Origin of the sequence: Nocardia sp. NPDC050175, from assembly GCF_044459885.1 — a bacterium.
Classification (GTDB): Bacteria; Actinomycetota; Actinomycetes; order Mycobacteriales; family Mycobacteriaceae; genus Nocardia.
Genome location: NZ_JBITJI010000005.1, coordinates 67,078 through 83,444 on the forward strand (window position 1 = coordinate 67,078; position 16,367 = coordinate 83,444).

Genomic DNA, 16,367 nt, shown 5'->3' on the forward strand with positions numbered 1-16,367 from the left:
CCGCGAACGGTTCTCGCCGCGCACCAATTCGCGCCCCGCGCAGCAAATCGCTGACGGATTCATGCGCGGCGGCACGAAACGTGCGCGCGACGATTTCGTATTTCAGGGTGCGTTGAGGAACGCTGTGACGTCGGCGACGAAGTCCTCTCGTGCGACGATCGCGTGCCCCGCGTCGGGGTACATCACCAACCTTCCGTGCGGCATCAGGCGCGCGGTTTCGGCGAACATCTCCGGCGTCCAGAAGTAGTCTCGCGCACCGCAGATCACCAGGGTCTGGGTCTCGATCGCGCCGAGGCGGTCGTAGACGTCGAACTGATCCTCGGCGCGGAGCAACGCGATGGGGTCGGTGGGATTCGGGACCTTCATCAATACGGTCAGCCGCATCGGTATCGCCAGTAGCCGTTGCAGTAGGCGGTGCTGCGTGAATCCGGCGACGAGCGCGTCGGCGCGAAAACGGCCGTCCCGCTCCAGGCTGGCGATCATCGCCAACTGCGCCTGCTTGGCCACTGGCCCCAAACGGTATGCCGCACTCGCCACGACGGCCCGGCCTACGACCTCGGGATGATCGGCAATGAGCTGCAGTGCTAGATCGCCGCCGGTCGAGTGGCCGAGCACGTCGACCGGCTCGCCGAAGTGCGCGGCCAGGCCCGCCGCGTGACTGGCGGCAATGTCGGCGAACGCCGTGCCGACCGAGAGGCCGGGCGCCCGGCTTGTGTAGTACACCTCGAAACCCGCTAGAGCCAGCGCTCGCACGCTCACCAACGCGATCTTGCGCATCCGGCCCGTGGGGTTGGCGTGGTCGAGTGCGAACCCGGCCAGATACACGAGCGGCCGACCACTACCCACCCGAAGATATGGCTCGCCGCCCTGGAAAACGCCCTCGACAATGGCCTCCACCGGCCTCATCCCCCTGCTGTCTTCATCGACGATACCGACGAGGCAAAGACCCATCAAGACAAGTAATTTCAGGACTTCCGAAACTATTCCCGCAGAGTTGCATTCAGAATCGACAAACCTCCCACTACAGAACTAACCGAAGGCGGCCTTCAGCCTGTCTGGGCGGATGAAGGGCGCCTTCGGTCGGTTACGGGGTGAGTATGTGTTCGGCGTAGCGGGCGACGGCGAGGACTAGGTCGTCGGAGTGGCGGGGGCCGATGATCTGCATGCCTACGGGGAGGCCGTCTTTCGTGGTGCCGACGGGGATGCTGATGGCTGGTTGCTGAGTCATGTTGAACGGGTAGGTGAATGGGGTCCATTGGGGCCAGGTTGTCTGGTCGCTGCCCGGTGGGACGTTGTGGCCTGCTTCGAAAGCGGTGATCGGCATTGTGGGGGTGATCAGGACGTCGTAGGCGGTGTGGAAGGCGCCCATGGTGATTCCGATTTCGGCGGCTACATTGCGGGCGTCGAGGTAGTCGACGGCACGGACGGCGTCGCCTTGGGCCCAGACCTCGCGTAGTGCCGGATCTACTCGTTCGCGCGAACCCTCGGGGAACTTCGACAGCATGGTGGCGGCACCCGCTGCCCACAGTAGTTCGAAGGCCTCGCGGGGATCGGTGAAGCCGGGATCGGCTGCGACGACGCGTAATTCGGCGTCGGCGAGCTGCTGTACGGCCGCGTCGACGAGTTCGGCGACCTCGGGATCGACTGTGGCGTATCCGAGTGTCGGCGAGTAGGCGACGGTGAGGCCGCGAACCTCGCGCACCACCTGTCCGCGGAAGGTAGTCAGGGTCGGCGCGAGGCTGGTCGGGTCGCGGGGGTCAGGTAGCGACAGGATGTCCATCAGTAGCGCGGCGTCCTCGACGGTCCGCGTCATCGGCCCGGCGTGTGCGAGTGGACCGAACGGGCTCGCCGGGTAGAGCGGAATCCGGCCGTGCGTGGGCTTGAAGCCGACGATGCCGCAGAAGGATGCCGGAATGCGGATGCTGCCACCACCATCGGTGCCGACCGAGACCGGTCCCATACCCCCGGCAACGGCGGCGGCACTACCACCGGAAGAACCGCCCGCAGTCGTCCTCGGGTCGACGGGATTGCGGGTGATCCCGGTCAACGGACTGTCCGTGACTGCCTTCCAAGCGATCTCCGGCGTCGTCGTCTTCCCGAGGAACACCATGCCGTCCTCGCGCAGCCGGGCCGCGACCGGACTGTCCACCGTCCACGGTCCGACAGGGTCCACCGAGGTGGATCCGCGCCTGGTCGGCCAGCCCTCGGTGAGGAAGATGTCCTTGATCGAGATCGGCACGCCGTCGAGCAGCCCGCGGGCGTGGCCCGAATGCCAGCGCGCCTCGGCGTCTTTCGCCTGCACCAGCGCACGGTCGGGGTCGACCAGGCAGTACGCATTCACGTCCGGATCCCGGGTCGCGATGGCATCGAGGACGGCCTCGGTCGCCTCGACCGGGGAGAGCGCGCCCGCCGCGTAGGCCGAGACCAGCTGGACAGCAGTCATCGCCGCTGGGTCGGTGGGAATGTTGATGTCGGGGTAGCTCATCGAAAAGGGCTCCTTCAGCCGGGCACGTACCCCAGCTCCTTGTCGACCACGTTCTGCAGTGGCCGGCCGGCGATCCAGTTGTCGAAGTTCTCGGCGAACGCGGTGACGATATCGGTCCGCCAGCCGCGGAAATCGCCCGAATTGTGCGGGGTGATCGACACGTTCGGCAGATCCCACAGCGGGTGGTCGGGCGGCAGCGGCTCGGGGTCGACTACATCGAGCGCCGCCCCCGCTATCGATCCGGCGCCGAGTGCGGCCACCAGATCGTCGGTAACTACGAGTTCCCCGCGGCCCACGTTGACAAACATGGCGTGTGGCTTCATCGCGGCGAATTCTCTGGCGCCGAACATGTTCCGGGTTTGCGGCGTCAGCGGGGCGATCGCCACCACGTAGTCGGCCACCGGTAGCTCGGCGTGCAGGTCCGTGCCCACCGTGCCGAAATCGGGGTCGTCCGAGCGCATTCGGCGCCCGACCGCGCGAATGTTCATCCCAGCCGCGCGCAGCAAGCGCGCGATGGCACGGCCGATCGAGCCGGTGCCGACGATGAGAACCGTGCTGCCCGCGACCCGTTCGTTCTCGCGATGCTCCCACTCGTGGCGCAGTTGCCTGCACAGCGATCCGGGCAGGTCCTTGGCGAAACCGAGGATCTGCCCGAGCACGTATTCCGCGATGGCCGTATCGAATAGGCCGCGTGTGTTGGTGACGACGACGTCGCTGGCCCGCAGTTCGGGGAACATCGCCGGGTCCACCCCGGTCGATCCCATGTGCAACCATTGCAGCCGGTCGGCCGATGGCCACGCGCCGGGGATCGCGCGGGTGCGGAAGTCGTAGACGAACAGCACGTCGGCACCGCGCAGCGCCACCGCGAGACCGGCGGCCTCGGTGTAGCGCACAGTCGCCCGAGCTGACACGGCGGCCAGCAGTTCCGCCTCGGGCACGCGGTCACTGTGCAGGACGGTGACAATGGGGCCCGTTTCCACATTGACACACTAAGATCGCATCGTATGATTGTCAACAATCCGACTGTGCTCGGAGGACTGTCCGGCTGAGTGCGAGAGGGGCCGCAGTGGAACTCAGCTTCCCGGATATCGAGGGCCCCGTCGCACAACGGGGCATCGGCATCATCGCTCCGTTCGACCTCGCGCTCGAACGTGAGCTCTGGCGTTGGGCGCCGATGGAGGTGAGTCTTCATCTGGCCCGAACGCCGTATGAACCGGTTCCGGTCTCCTTGGCGATGGCCGAACTGGTCTCCAACCCTGCGCATTTGACCACCGCGACGCGGGATGTGCTGCATGTGGAACCGGAAGTAGTTGCCTACCTGTGCACTTCGGGCAGCTTCATCAAAGGTCTCGAGTACGAGCGGTCGCTGCGCGAAACGATCTGTGCGGCAGGGGCGTTGGATGCGGTCACCACCTCGGGTGCGCTGATCGAGGCGATCCGGCATCTCGACATCAGCCGGGTCTCGGTGCTCACCCCGTACGACGAGATCCTGACCAACAAGCTGCACGACTTCCTCGGCGAAGCGGGCTGCGACGTCATCCGCTCCGACCATCTCGGGCTGGGCGGTGGCATCTGGAAAGTCAACTACCGCACCATCGCCGAACGCATCGTCGGCGCCGATGATCCGGCCGCCCAGGCCATCTTCGTCAGCTGTACCAACCTGCCAACCTACGACGTGATCGAGCCGCTGGAACAGGCCCTCGGCAAACCCGTGCTCACCGCGAACCAGCTCACCATGTGGGCCTGCCTCGGCCGGATGAAGCTGCCGATGATGGGTCCGGGCAAGTGGCTACTGAACGTCTTCTGATCGGGAGAACAACATATGCAGACACCCACCATCGGTTTCATCTACCCGGATCACGCGGCCGAGGACGACTACCCGTTGGCCGCCGCCGCGCTCGGCGCGGGCCTGCCGGTGGCGCATATCTATGGCACCGATCTACACGCGATTCCCGAACTGCTCGATCTGGGCAGCCCGGACAAGCTGCGGCACGGGGCCGAACTGCTCGCACCGTACGCGCCCGAGGCCGTCGTATGGGCCTGTACCTCAGGCAGTTTCGTCTACGGACCGCGCGGCGCGCGTGATCAGGTGGACGCGCTGGCCGCGGCCGCGGGTGTGCCCGCGACCAGCACCAGCCTCGCGTTCGTCGATGCGGTGCGCGCGCTCGGCGTGCACACCGTCGCCATCGCGGCCAGCTATCCCGACGACGTCGCGGAACTGTTCGTCGAATTCCTCGCCGACGCGGGGATCCGGGTGGTCTCGATGCGCAGCGCGGGGATCGATACCGCCGCCGAGGTCGGCACCCTGGACGCCGACCAGGTCCGGCAGTTGGCCATCGCCAACGATCATCCCGAGGCCGAGGCGCTGCTGATCCCCGATACCGCCATGCATACTCTTGCCGTGCTGCCGGAACTCGAGGCCGCCCTCGGCAAGCCGGTACTGACCGCCAACCAGGTCACCATCTGGGCGGGGCTGCGGCTGGCCGGCGTCGCCGCGACCTGCCCGGCCCTCGGCACCTTATTCACAGAAAGGCAGGCGCATGCCGCTCGTTGAGATCGAGCCGGTCAGCAGACAGTCGACGGCCGAGGTGATCGCCGATCGGCTCCGCGAGGCGATCATGCGCGGCAGCTTCGCGCCCGGCGACCAACTCGGCGAGGCCGACCTCGCGGCCCGCTTCGACGTGTCGCGCGGGCCGGTGCGCGAAGCGATGCAGCGACTCGTGTCCGAGGGTCTGCTGCACAGCATTCGCCATCGCGGCATCTTCGTCATCGACCTCACGATCGACGACGTCGTCGACATCTACCAGGCCAGGACCGCCATCGAAGGCGGTGCGCTGGAACTGATCCTGGACGGCCGCCGCGAGATCGCCTACGCGGCACTCGCCGACAGCGTCACCCAGATGTGCGCGGCCGCCGAAATCGGTGATGCCGCCGGACTTTCCGATGCCGACCAAGCCTTCCACGTCGCACTGGTGGACAGCGCAGGCAGTCCCCGCCTGGCCCGCGCCGCCCGCACCCTGCTGATCGAAACGCGAATGTGCTTGGGCGCCTTGCAAACAACGAACCCGGACCTGACCGAACAAGCCCGCGAACACGTCGACCTGCGCGCCGCCATCGGCTCCGGCCCCGCCGCGCGCGCTCGAAAGTTATTGATCGATCACATGCAGGACGCCATCCGCGCCATAGCCGCCGACCGCACCAGCCAGAGCTCCGTGCCAGCCGAGGCCTGAGACCCACGATCAGCGGGAGAGGAAGTCCAGGAGGGTGCGGAATTCGGGGAGGGAGAGGTAGCCGTCGTTGTCCTGGTCGGCGGCGGCTAGGAGGTCGGCGGCGGGTTCGTGGATGCGGCCTGCGCCGACGTGGCGGATGAGGGATTCGAGTTCATCGACGGAGATGCGGCCGTCCTGGTTGGTGTCGAAGACTTTGAATGCGGCGTCGGCATCGGTTACCTCGATGCGACCGCCGACCAGCGCGGCATCGAATTCCGCTCGGGAGACGAGGAAGTCGCCGTTGGTGTCCGCGGCGGCGACCATCCGTTCCACCGCATCCTCATCGACCTCGAGGCCGAGCGACCGGATGCCCTCGGTGATGTCGGCGACCGAGACGAGCCCGTCACCGTCCCGATCCCATAGCTCGAACGTATCGACCGGTCGTTCACCCATTGCCCACTGCCTCCCACTGCCGCCCCGTCGAGCGGCCAATCCACACTGTACGGATTCCCTTGCCGCCCAGCAGCGCAGCTGTCATCGGTCATGCGAGCGGGACATGCCCACGCCTGCCCCGCACTTCGCGACCACCAGGCCCCTTCGCGGGCGAGCGTCGGTGCGCTGCTCGGCGCACTGCGCCCGATCCTCGGCTCAGACTTCCCGCCGGGAGAAACCCGACAGTAATCGCTGCGCCACTGCGACTTCCGCGCCTATGAACCGGTCGACAGATTCGACGGACGCACGACCATGACGGATGCCGCGCGCTTGCCGCTTTCCTGGAGCAGGGCGATCGCGCGACCTTCCTGATCGATAGCGGCGTAGACGCCGGGGAGGCCGATGGGGTCGAGCCAGCGGCCGTTGCGGAGGTCGTTCGTTTGGGCTTCGTCGATCTCCCTGTGCGGGAACGCCGTTCGTACCGCCTCGTCCATGTCGAGGCTGAGCATGGGGGCGGCGGAGTCGGCGGCTGTTGCCAATTCGGCGAGGGTGCGGGCGTGTTCGAGGGTGAACGGGCCGACTCTGGTGCGGCGCAAGGCCGTCAGGTGGCCGCCGACCCCGAGGGCGGCGCCGAGGTCGCGGGCCAGGGCACGGACGTAGGTGCCGGAGGTGCATTCGACGATCACGTCGAGGTCGACGAACTCGCCGTCGGTGACGTCGCGGCGGGCGAGGATGTCGAAGCGGGACACGGTGACCGGGCGGGCGGCCAGTTGTACTTCTTCGCCCGCGCGGTGCCGGGCGTAGGCGCGTTCGCCGTCCACCTTGATCGCGCTGACCGTCGCGGGCACCTGCTCGATATCGCCGGTGAGTTTCGCTGTGTGCGCGGCGATTTCGTCGTCGGCCAGATGCAGGGCCGGAGTGGTCGCGAGCACCTCGCCCTCGGCGTCGTCGGTGGTGGTGGCCTGGCCGAGGCGGATAGTCGCGGTGTACGCCTTGGTGGTCAGGGTGAGCAGGCCGAGCAGTTTGGTGGCCCGTTCCACGCCGAGCACGAGCACGCCGGTCGCCATCGGGTCGAGCGTGCCCGCGTGCCCGACCTTCTTGGTGTGCAACAGCTTCCGGCACTTCGCGACGACGTCGTGGCTGGTCATGCCACTGTCCTTGTCGACGATCAGCAATCCGCCGAGACCGTCCATCAGACGTGCACGATCGCGGTGAGAATGAACCCGTCGGCGATCAGCCAACGGCCGTCGAACGAAACCAGCGGCACCCCACCGTCATTGGTCTGCCCGGGCACCAGCAGCTCGCTGTGGAAGGTGCCGTGGCCGGACTGCTCGGTGCTGTCCGCGATCTCGAAGGTGATGTGCGCGTCCTCGAAGCCGAGCCAGCGATCGGTGAGCGGCCACCACGCCTTGAAGGTCGCTTCCTTGGCACAGAACAGCAATCGGTCCAGGTGCAGCCCGGAGTAGGTGGTGTTCAACCACTCCCGCTCCGGCGGCAAGCTCACCGAATCCAGCACGCCCTCGGGCAGCGCCGCATGCGGCTCGGCGTCGATCCCGATCGAGCGGAAGCGCATCTTGTGCCCCAGCGCCGCGGCCCGATACCCGTCGCAGTGCGTCATGCTGCCGACGATCCCGCGCGGCCAGATCGGCGCACCCCGCTCGCCCTTGCCGATCGCCACCGGCGGCTCACCGAGCTCGGCCAGCGCCAGCCGCGCGCAATGCCTGGCCCCGATGAAGTCCCGGCGCCGCTTCTCCACCGCCTTCGCGATGAGATGCTCCTCCGCCGGATGCGCCTTCAGGTCCTCCGGATACTCCAGCAGCTCAGCCGACGCGACACCGGACGGCAAAATTGTCTCGATCATCACCGACGAGCCTAGACGAGGCCCGCGCACCCCTGTCACGGCCGCACGGTTTCTGATTTCCGGCACCTGGAATCGCATGCGATCTTCGGTGCGGGGAATCAGAGACCGTGCGGCGCTGCCTGATCAGACCCCGCGGCGACGCTCGGCTTTGGCGCGCATCTCGGCGGCGGCGGCTTCCATTTCGGGGGTGACCTTGAAGTGGCCGCCCCAGTCATTCAGGGAGCCGGGCGGGTACTCGGGGGCGGGGAGGATTTGGCGCAGGAGGCGTTCGGGGAGGCCGCGGCGTTGCCATTCGCGCGGGTAGCCGAGGGAGACTTCTTCGAAGCGGACGCCGTCGTAGTGCGAGGTGCGCGGGATGTGCAGGTGGCCGTAGACCGAGCAGAGCACGTTGTAGCGGGTGTGCCAGTCGGCGGTCAGTTCGGTGCCGCACCAGAGCGCGAACTCGGGGTAGAACAGCACGTCGGTGGGCTGGCGGACCATCGGGAAGTGGTTGATCAGCACCAGCGGCGTGCCTTCCGGCAGCGCGTCCAGCTTGCGCTTGGTGACCTGCACGCGGGCATGGCACCAGGCATCACGGGTGAGATAGGGGTCCGAGGAGAGCAGGTATTCGTCGGTGGCCACCACATTGCGGTCTCGCGCGATGGCGAGCCCCTCCGCCTTGGTGGTGGCGCCCTTCGGCAGGAACGAGTAGTCGTACAGGAGGAACAGCGGGGCCAGCGTCACCGCGCCGCCGTGCTGCTCGGCGCCCGCGCCCTCCCACACCGGAAACGGATCCTCCGGGGTCAGCACGTCCAGATCCCGGCAGATCGACACGAGGTAGTCGTAGCGCGCGACGCCGGTCATCTGCACCGGGTCCTTCGCCGTCGTCCACAGCTCGTGGTTGCCGGGCACCCAGATCACCTTGGCGAACCGGCCGCGCAGCAGCTCGAGCGCCCATCGGATGTCGTCGGTCTTCTCCCCCACGTCCCCGGCCACGATCAGCCAGTCCTCCGGCGAGTCAGCATGAATCTGCTCGACCACCGGCCGATTCCCCTGGTGCCCGACGTGAATGTCGCTCACCGCCATCAACTTGGGTATCACCACACCTACCTTGGCACACCCGCCCCGATCCGCGCCCGCCACCCCGCCGCGCGTCCCCGGCGAGTGGCACACCGGGGAGAGTCCGTCGCAGCTGCGGGTAACCATCAAGAGCCCGGCCAAACTGGAATGAGGCATTTATCTCGGAACAGGCAACCCGCGCAAATCTCGACGCACGACCCACTATGTTGTTCGAACATGATCGCACGCAACACATTCCGAGGGATTGTCGTGGCATCATCGGCTGCGGCAGCCTGCATCGCCGTTCCAGGTCTAGCCGGGGCAACCATCAGTCCACCGAGTACCGCATCGCTGCACGTCGCCGGGGAGACCCTCACCGCGACGCCGAGCCGGATCAGCACCGACCTCGTCGGCGGCACCGTGCAGTGCACGCTGCTGGTCGACGGTGACACCCGGCAGAACACCCTGTCTCCCAGACAGCCCGCGCCTGCCGATTTCACGCTCACCCGCCAGTTGGCCGCGGGCGAGCATCTGGCCCTCACCTACTGCGCCGACTTCCCGCTCGGCTCCGATACGCCGAGCTCGTACCCGACGCTGGCCTGCGCCAAGGTGACGGTGCCGGCCGCAACGGTCGAATCGTTGCCGAACGACCAGTGCTTCCTCACCAACAGCTGATTCGCTGAACACGAAACCCCGGGCACTGTCCGGGGTTTCGTCAGTTATCCAGAGCTCCGAACGTGTCCGGGGACCTCCGCGCCGACGCGAGCCCACCGGCCGGACCAGGCTCGCCAGGAGACGGCGACCAGGCGTAGGAGCATGAAAGCGACCAGGCCGGACCAGATTCCGGCGATCCCCCAGTCGAAGACCAGCGACAGCCAGATCGCGGGGAGGAAGCCGAGCAGGGCCGAGCCGAGGGTGGTGGTACGCAAGTACGCGGCGTCGCCCGCGCCGAGCAGGACACCGTCGAGGGCGAACACGATGCCTGCCACCGGGATGATGCACACGAAGAACCACCACGTGACGTGAGTGCGGTCCAGCACCGCAGGGTCGTCGGTGAATAGTTTCGGGATCAGTCCGGCACCCGCGGCGAAGCACGCGGCAAGGGCGAGCGCGAAGATCTCCGACCAGCCGGTGACCCGACGGGCCAGCGCGCGGGCACCGGGTGCGTCGCCCGCGCCGAGGGCCGCGCCGACCAGGGTCTGCGCGGCGATGGCGAGCGCATCCAGGGTCAGCGCAAGGAAATTCCAGAGCTGCAGCACCAGCTGATGCGCGGCGACCGACGCGGCGCCGAACCGTGCGGCGACCGCGGCGGCGGAGACGAAGCAGGCCTGGAACGCGAGGCTGCGGACGATCAGGTCCCGGCCGAGGACCAGTTGCGCGCGCATCACCGACCAGTGCGGCGCGAGCGAAACCCGCTCACGCACAAGGGCATTCAGAAATAGCGCGGCCATCACCAGCTGACCGGCCACGTTCGCGACGGCGGAGCCGGGCAACTCCCACCGTGGCGCACCGAGCAGCCCGTGCACCAGCACCGGACACAGCACACCCGAAACACCGAGCCCGGCAACGACATAGATGAGCGGACGACGGGTCTCCTGCACCCCGCGCATCCACCCGTTGCCCGCCATGGAGATCAGGATCAGCGGCACCCCGAACAGCGCGATCCGCACCCAGTCGCGCGCCTCGGCGGCGATGTCGCCACCACCGGCGATCACACTGGTCAACGGCACCGCGAAGAGCTGAACCAGCAGCAGAATCAGCAGGCCGACCACGATGGCCAGCCAGGTCGCCTGCACACCCTCCGCCACCGCACCGCGCTCGTCGCCCGCACCGTGCCTGCGCGCGGCCCGCGCGGTGGTGCCGTAGGACAGGAACGTCAACTGCGAACTCGTCTGCGCCAGAATCAATCCGCCCACCGCGAGCCCGGCCAGCGCGAGCGCGCCGAGCCGCCCGACCACGGCGAGGTCGAACAGCAGATAAATCGGCTCGGCGACAAGCACACCGAGGGTCGGCACCGCGAGCCGCAGTATCCGCCCCGGCCCGGCTTCGGCCGCCGGGTCGATCGCGCCGGTGGCGACCGTCGACGGCGCAGCACCCTCCGCCGGGTCGCCCTCGGACGACAACCTGCCACTCATGAAACCTCCCTCACCACAACGCATCCAGCGCGCCGGACAGACCAGCCCCACGATCGGATCGCGATCATCCGCGCACTCGGCAACGTGCCCTGTCGCGACGGGCCGGGGCCGCGACTCTTCCCGTTACCCTGCCATGCGGCACCGACAGACCAGCGACTTCACACCCTTCATCGCCGCGCGCATATCGGATGGCCGGACGCGAGGTATCTCCGGCAGCGAAGGTCAGTGCGCGAGGACGACAACGCGCCGCCGACGCTCAACCCAGTGCGGCAAGCAGCCCGGCAACCAGGTCGTCGGGACTGCCGTAAGCCGTATATCCCGCGGCGAACCGATGACCGCCACCGCCGAGCGCGGACGCTATCTCGGCAACGTCCACCCCATCGTCGGCTCCGGACTGACTGTCGCGAGCACGCAACGACACCGTCCACCGGTCCCCGCCGGTACTGGATTCCTTGAACACCGCGGCAATCCCCGCTTCCGAGGTGGTGCGGACGATGTCGATAACGCTCTCCGCCTCTTCGGAACTCACCTCGGCGATGTCATCGAGCCGCACGAACGCGTACACCAGCCCGATGCCGCCGCGCACCCCCGGCACGAGCTGCGCGGTACCGAGCACCCGGGACAACATGGTCAACCACCCGAACGGATGGGTGTCCAGCAGCGCCCTGGCGATCTCGGCACCGTCGATGCCGGTGGCCAACAGCCGCTCGGCCAACTCGTGCGTACCGGGCCGAACCCACCGGAACGAGCCGGTGTCGGTCACCAGACCGGCGTAAAGGCAATGCGCCACTTCGGGATCGATCGCCACGCCCCACACATCGAGCAACCGCACGATCAGGCTGGTCGTCGATTCCGCACCGGCGTCGACCACATTGATCGTCCCGAACCGACCATTGGACCGATGGTGATCGATCACCAAAGTCTTTGCCGCCCCGGCCATTCGATCGACCAGCGCACCGAGCCGACCGGCGCTACCGCAATCGACCGCGATCAGCAGATCGACCTCGGCGGGCACGTCGGCAGGCGCCACCAGATGATGCACACCCGGCAGCGACCGCATCGATTCGGGCAGCTCGGCCGGTTCGGCGAACGACACCCACACCGGCACCCCGCGCCGATGCAGGATCAACGCCAGCGCGAGACCGCTGCCGACAGTGTCGGCGTCCGGTTGTACATGGCAGACGATGGTGACCGAACGGGCGGCGTTCAACGCCTCGACGGCAGATTCGAGGTCAACCGCGTCCCGCATTGTCGTCATCGTCTACCGCATGTCACTCTGCGTCGTCGCGTTCGACCTTGTACGGGTCGGCGTCGCCGGCGTGCCTGGCGTTAGCGGCCACCTTCGCCACCTCTTCGTCCGCGGCCTTGGCCCTGGCCAGTAGCTCTTCCATATCCTTGGCTACCTCGGGCACCTTGTCGAGCACGAACGCCAGGGTCGGCGTGAACTTCACGCCGGTGCCCGCACCCACCTTCGAGCGCAGCACCCCCTTGGCCTTCTCCAGGCCCGCGGCCGCGCCCGTATAGTCCGGTTCGGCGTCCAAGGTTTCACCGAGCACCGTGTAGTACACCGTCGCGTCGCGCAGATCGCCGGTGACCTTGGCATCGGTGATGGTCACGAAACCCAGCCGCGGATCCTTGATCTCGTACTCGATCGCGGTGGCCACGATCGAGGAGATCCGCTTGGCGAGTCGGCGTGCCCTGGCTTGATCCACCATGGCTGAACCTTCCTCACTAGATAGTTAGTCTTCGGGTCCGAAGATCCTGCGGCGCACTGCCAGCAACTGTAACTCCGGACGTGCCGCGACGTGCCGCTCACAGCGGTCGAGTACCTCGGTCAGGTGATCCATACCGGAACTGACCAGGGCCACCCCCAGCAATGAGCGACGATGGCGGTCTTGCTCTCCGCCCTCGGCGGCACTCACCCCGAAGCGCTGCAATTCGGCCAGGATGGGCCGGATCACCGAACGCTTCTCTTTGAGCGAGTGCACGTCTCCGAGCAGGAGGTCGAACTCGAGTGCCCCCAGGAACAACTACGCACCTCTTTGTGTCGAAAAGGCCCGAGCTTTCGAGAGCTCATCCCGCACGTCACGCCGGGCGGGTGCCCGGCGTGACGTGCGGCGAGTGAACTCAGTCGCGCGGCTTCTCGCGCAGCTCGTAGGCCTGGATGATGTCGCCTTCCTTGATGTCGTTGTAGGTCAACGTCAAACCGCATTCGAAGCCCTCACGGACCTCGGTGACGTCGTCCTTTTCCCGCTTCAAGGAAGAGATCGTGACTGTCTCGGCAACCACCACGTTGTCGCGCAGCAGGCGCGCCTTGGCGTTGCGCTTGACCGAACCCTCGAGGACCATGCAGCCGGCGATGTTGCCGACCTTCGACGAACGGAAGATCGCGCGGATCTCCGCCCGGCCCAGGTCGACCTCTTCGTAGATCGGCTTGAGCATGCCCTTGAGGGCCTTCTCGATCTCGTCGATGGCCTGGTAGATCACCGAGTAGTACCGGATGTCCACGCCTTCGCGGTTGGCCAGCTCGGTGGCCTTGCCCTCGGCCCGGACGTTGAACCCGATGATGATCGCGTTCGACGCCGACGCCAGGTTGACGTTGGTCTCGGTGACACCACCGACACCGCGGTCGATGACCCGCAGGCGAACCTCGTCGTCGATCTGGATACCGAGCAGCGCCTCTTCGAGGGCCTCGACGGTACCGGAGTTGTCGCCCTTGAGGATCAGGTTGAGCTCCGAAGTCTCCTTCAGTGCGGCATCCAGATCTTCCAGGCTGATCCGCTTGCGGCTGCGTGCGGCCAGCGCATTGCGCTTGCGTGCGTTGCGGCGGTCGGCGATCTGGCGAGCGATCCGGTCCTCGTCGACAACCAGCAGGTTGTCACCGGCACCCGGCACCGACGTGAAGCCGATGACCTGGACCGGCCGCGACGGCAGCGCCGCGATGACATCCTCGCCGTGCTCGTCGACCATGCGCCGGACGCGACCGTAGGCGTCGCCCGCCACGATCGAGTCGCCGACGCGCAGCGTGCCGCGCTGGATGAGCACGGTCGCCACCGGGCCACGGCCGCGGTCGAGGTGCGCCTCGATGGCAACACCCTGCGCGTCCATGTCCGGGTTCGCCCGCAGGTCCAGCGCCGCGTCCGCGGTGAGCAGGACGGCCTCGAGGAGCGCATCGATGTTGATGTTCTCCCGCGCGGAGATGTCGACGAACATGGTGTCGCCACCGTATTCCTCGGCCACCAGGTTGTATTCGGTCAGCTGCTGCCGGATCTTGTCCGGGTTCGCGCCTTCCTTGTCGATCTTGTTGACCGCCACCACGATCGGCACGTCGGCCGCCTGCGCGTGGTTGATCGCCTCCACCGTCTGCGGCATGACGCCGTCGTCGGCGGCGACCACCAGGATCGCGATATCGGTGGCCTTCGCACCACGGGCACGCATGGCGGTGAACGCCTCGTGACCCGGGGTGTCGATGAAGGTGATCAGGCGATCGTTCTCGCCGAGGTGCGTCATCACCTGGTAGGCACCGATGTGCTGGGTGATGCCACCGGCCTCGCCCTCACGGACGTTGGCCTTACGGATCGTGTCCAGCAGTCGGGTCTTACCGTGGTCGACGTGACCCATGACGGTCACCACCGGCGGACGCTGCTCGAGATCGTCTTCGCCGCCCGCGTCTTCGCCGTAGGTCAGGTCGAACGATTCCAGCAGCTCGCGGTCCTCGTCCTCCGGGCTGACCACGTGCACGACGTAGTTCATCTCGCTGCCGAGCAGCTCGAGGGTCTCGTCGTTCACCGACTGGGTCGCGGTGACCATTTCGCCGAGGTTGAACAAGGCTTGTACCAAGGCAGCCGGGTTCGCGTCGATCTTCTCCGCGAAGTCCGAGAGCGAGGCGCCGCGAGCGAGACGGATGATCTCGCCGTTGCCGCGAGGCAGCCGGACGCCACCGATGGCGGGAGCCTGCATGCTCTCGTACTCGGCGCGCTTCGCCCGCTTCGACTTACGGCCACGACGCGGTGCGCCACCGGGACGACCGAACGCACCGGCCGCTCCGCCACGACCACCGGGACCACCCGGACGACCGCCGCCACCGCCACCGGGGCGACCGCGGAAACCACCGGGAGCGCCACCGGCACCGGGCGCACCCGTGCCCGCACCCGCGCCACCACCGGGAGCGCCGCCGCCGCGGTAGCCACCGCCACCGCCACCGCCACCGGGACGACCTGCGCCGCCACCGCCGCCGGGACGACCGCCGGGACCACCCGGACGACCGGCACCGGGTCCACCGGCACCGCCCGGACGTGCCGCACGAGACGGCATCGCACCCGGGTTAGGACGAGGCGGCATCGAGCCGGGGCTCGGCCGCGGACCGCCGGGACGGGGACCGCCCTGGCCGGGAGCCGGACGCGAGCCACCCTGTGCCGGAGTGCCCGGACGGGGCGAACCCTGAGCCGGGCCGGGACGGGGACCGCCCTGGGCCGGACCCGGACGCGGGCCACCCTGACCGGGGGCCGGACGCGGCGCGGGACGCTCGGGAGCCGACGAATAAGGATTGTTGCCGACGCGCGGAGTCTTCGGACCCGGACGCGGACCCGAACCACCGGGACGCGGCGCACCCTGTGCCGGGGCACCGGGACGCTGCTGCTGCTGACCCGGACGCGCGGCGTTCGGCGTCGGGCGCGGCCCGGCCGGCGCTGCGGGCGCGGCGCTCGCGGTCGCCTCGGTGGACGCCGCCGCGGCGGGTGCCGGTGCGACTTCCTGGGCGGCGACGGGCTTGGGCGCCGGAGCCGGGGTCGGACGTGCTGCGGGTCCCGGCTTCACGGCCGGTCCCTCGCTGGTCCGCGGGGCTTCGCGGACGGTTTCCTGCTGAGCCGCCACTGCCGGGGCGGGCGCGGGAGCCGGCGGACGCGGGCCCGGACGGGGACCGTTTCCTGCGGGCTTCGCGGCCGGACGAGCCGACGAGGACGGGCCGGGGCGTGATCCCGACTTGGTGCCGTTCGCGGGGGCTGATTTGGATGCGAACGACTCACGCAGCCGGCGCGCGACGGGAGCTTCCACCGTCGAGGACGCCGACTTCACGAACTCGCCCTGCTCTTTGAGCTGTGCGAGTAGTTCCTTGCTGGTGACACCGAGTTCTTTTGCCAACTCGTGCACGCGGGCCTTGCCTGCCACTGCTCTCCTCACTGAGAGGTCGAGCAGGTGCACCCGTTGTT

The 16,367-nt window shown here is 67.9% G+C and carries 16 protein-coding genes; 4 read left to right on the top strand and 12 right to left on the bottom strand.

Features of this window, described 5'->3' with window-relative positions:
* Positions 1-102: 102 nt before the first annotated feature.
* The 3 genes from ACIBK2_RS18045 to ACIBK2_RS18055 all read right to left on the bottom strand — a co-directional run bounded on the left by ACIBK2_RS18045 (position 103) and on the right by ACIBK2_RS18055 (position 3,465).
* On the bottom strand, positions 103-897 hold the full coding sequence (locus tag ACIBK2_RS18045; RefSeq protein ID WP_396968618.1) for an alpha/beta fold hydrolase: 795 nt from the start codon (positions 895-897) through the stop codon (positions 103-105).
* A gap of 187 nt (positions 898-1,084) precedes the next feature.
* Complete coding sequence (locus ACIBK2_RS18050; protein ID WP_396968620.1) at positions 1,085-2,485, bottom strand: amidase; 1,401 nt, start codon at positions 2,483-2,485, stop codon at positions 1,085-1,087.
* Between the two features lie 14 nt (positions 2,486-2,499).
* Positions 2,500-3,465 (bottom strand): D-2-hydroxyacid dehydrogenase, encoded by a 966-nt coding sequence (locus ACIBK2_RS18055; RefSeq protein ID WP_396968622.1) that lies wholly within the window; start codon positions 3,463-3,465, stop codon positions 2,500-2,502.
* A gap of 86 nt (positions 3,466-3,551) precedes the next feature.
* Here ACIBK2_RS18055 and ACIBK2_RS18060 point away from each other — a divergent pair, with 86 nt between their 5' ends.
* Genes ACIBK2_RS18060 through ACIBK2_RS18070 form a run of 3 tightly spaced genes read left to right on the top strand, consistent with a single transcriptional unit; the run spans position 3,552 to position 5,715 of the window.
* Complete coding sequence (locus ACIBK2_RS18060) at positions 3,552-4,292, top strand: Asp/Glu/hydantoin racemase (RefSeq protein ID WP_396968624.1); 741 nt, start codon at positions 3,552-3,554, stop codon at positions 4,290-4,292.
* Positions 4,293-4,307: 15 nt separating this feature from the next.
* Complete coding sequence (locus ACIBK2_RS18065; protein WP_396968626.1) at positions 4,308-5,039, top strand: maleate cis-trans isomerase; 732 nt, start codon at positions 4,308-4,310, stop codon at positions 5,037-5,039.
* Complete coding sequence (locus tag ACIBK2_RS18070) at positions 5,026-5,715, top strand: GntR family transcriptional regulator (protein ID WP_396968628.1); 690 nt, start codon at positions 5,026-5,028, stop codon at positions 5,713-5,715. The genes ACIBK2_RS18065 and ACIBK2_RS18070 overlap by 14 nt, the downstream gene beginning before the upstream one ends.
* A 9-nt stretch (positions 5,716-5,724) precedes the next feature.
* Here ACIBK2_RS18070 and ACIBK2_RS18075 read toward each other — a convergent pair whose 3' ends face one another.
* The 4 genes from ACIBK2_RS18075 to ACIBK2_RS18090 form a co-directional block, all read right to left on the bottom strand.
* The gene (locus tag ACIBK2_RS18075; RefSeq protein WP_396968630.1) at positions 5,725-6,147 is read right to left on the bottom strand and encodes an EF-hand domain-containing protein; all 423 of its coding nucleotides are present in this window, start codon (positions 6,145-6,147) and stop codon (positions 5,725-5,727) included.
* A gap of 254 nt (positions 6,148-6,401) precedes the next feature.
* Positions 6,402-7,319: a tRNA pseudouridine(55) synthase TruB gene (gene truB, locus ACIBK2_RS18080; protein ID WP_396968632.1), complete on the bottom strand. Its 918-nt coding sequence runs from the start codon at positions 7,317-7,319 to the stop codon at positions 6,402-6,404.
* Positions 7,319-7,987 (bottom strand): 4'-phosphopantetheinyl transferase Npt, encoded by a 669-nt coding sequence (npt, locus tag ACIBK2_RS18085; protein WP_396968634.1) that lies wholly within the window; start codon positions 7,985-7,987, stop codon positions 7,319-7,321. Before npt ends, truB begins: the two co-directional genes overlap by 1 nt.
* A 123-nt stretch (positions 7,988-8,110) precedes the next feature.
* Positions 8,111-9,067: a metallophosphoesterase family protein gene (locus ACIBK2_RS18090; RefSeq protein WP_396968636.1), complete on the bottom strand. Its 957-nt coding sequence runs from the start codon at positions 9,065-9,067 to the stop codon at positions 8,111-8,113.
* Positions 9,068-9,295: 228 nt separating this feature from the next.
* Here ACIBK2_RS18090 and ACIBK2_RS18095 point away from each other — a divergent pair, with 228 nt between their 5' ends.
* Entirely contained in the window at positions 9,296-9,700 is a 405-nt protein-coding gene (locus tag ACIBK2_RS18095) for a hypothetical protein (RefSeq protein ID WP_396968638.1), read from the top strand.
* A gap of 44 nt (positions 9,701-9,744) precedes the next feature.
* On the opposite strand, the gene ACIBK2_RS18100 is transcribed toward ACIBK2_RS18095, so the two are convergent.
* From ACIBK2_RS18100 to infB, 5 genes are all read right to left on the bottom strand, one after another.
* Positions 9,745-11,160 carry an MATE family efflux transporter gene (locus ACIBK2_RS18100; RefSeq protein ID WP_396968640.1) on the bottom strand — a complete coding sequence of 472 codons (1,416 nt, stop codon included), beginning with the start codon at positions 11,158-11,160 and terminating at the stop codon, positions 9,745-9,747.
* A gap of 256 nt (positions 11,161-11,416) precedes the next feature.
* Positions 11,417-12,418, bottom strand: coding sequence for a bifunctional oligoribonuclease/PAP phosphatase NrnA (locus ACIBK2_RS18105; RefSeq protein WP_396968642.1), 1,002 nt, complete (start codon positions 12,416-12,418; stop codon positions 11,417-11,419).
* Between the two features lie 13 nt (positions 12,419-12,431).
* Positions 12,432-12,875, bottom strand: a complete 444-nt coding sequence (rbfA, locus tag ACIBK2_RS18110; RefSeq protein ID WP_357378588.1) for a 30S ribosome-binding factor RbfA — start codon at positions 12,873-12,875, stop codon at positions 12,432-12,434.
* A gap of 24 nt (positions 12,876-12,899) precedes the next feature.
* Positions 12,900-13,190, bottom strand: coding sequence for a DUF503 domain-containing protein (locus tag ACIBK2_RS18115; RefSeq protein ID WP_357378586.1), 291 nt, complete (start codon positions 13,188-13,190; stop codon positions 12,900-12,902).
* A 97-nt stretch (positions 13,191-13,287) separates the two neighbouring features.
* A complete protein-coding gene (infB, locus tag ACIBK2_RS18120; protein WP_396968645.1) occupies positions 13,288-16,326 on the bottom strand; it encodes a translation initiation factor IF-2 in 3,039 nt (1,012 codons plus the stop codon).
* Between the last annotated feature and the right edge of the window lie 41 nt (positions 16,327-16,367).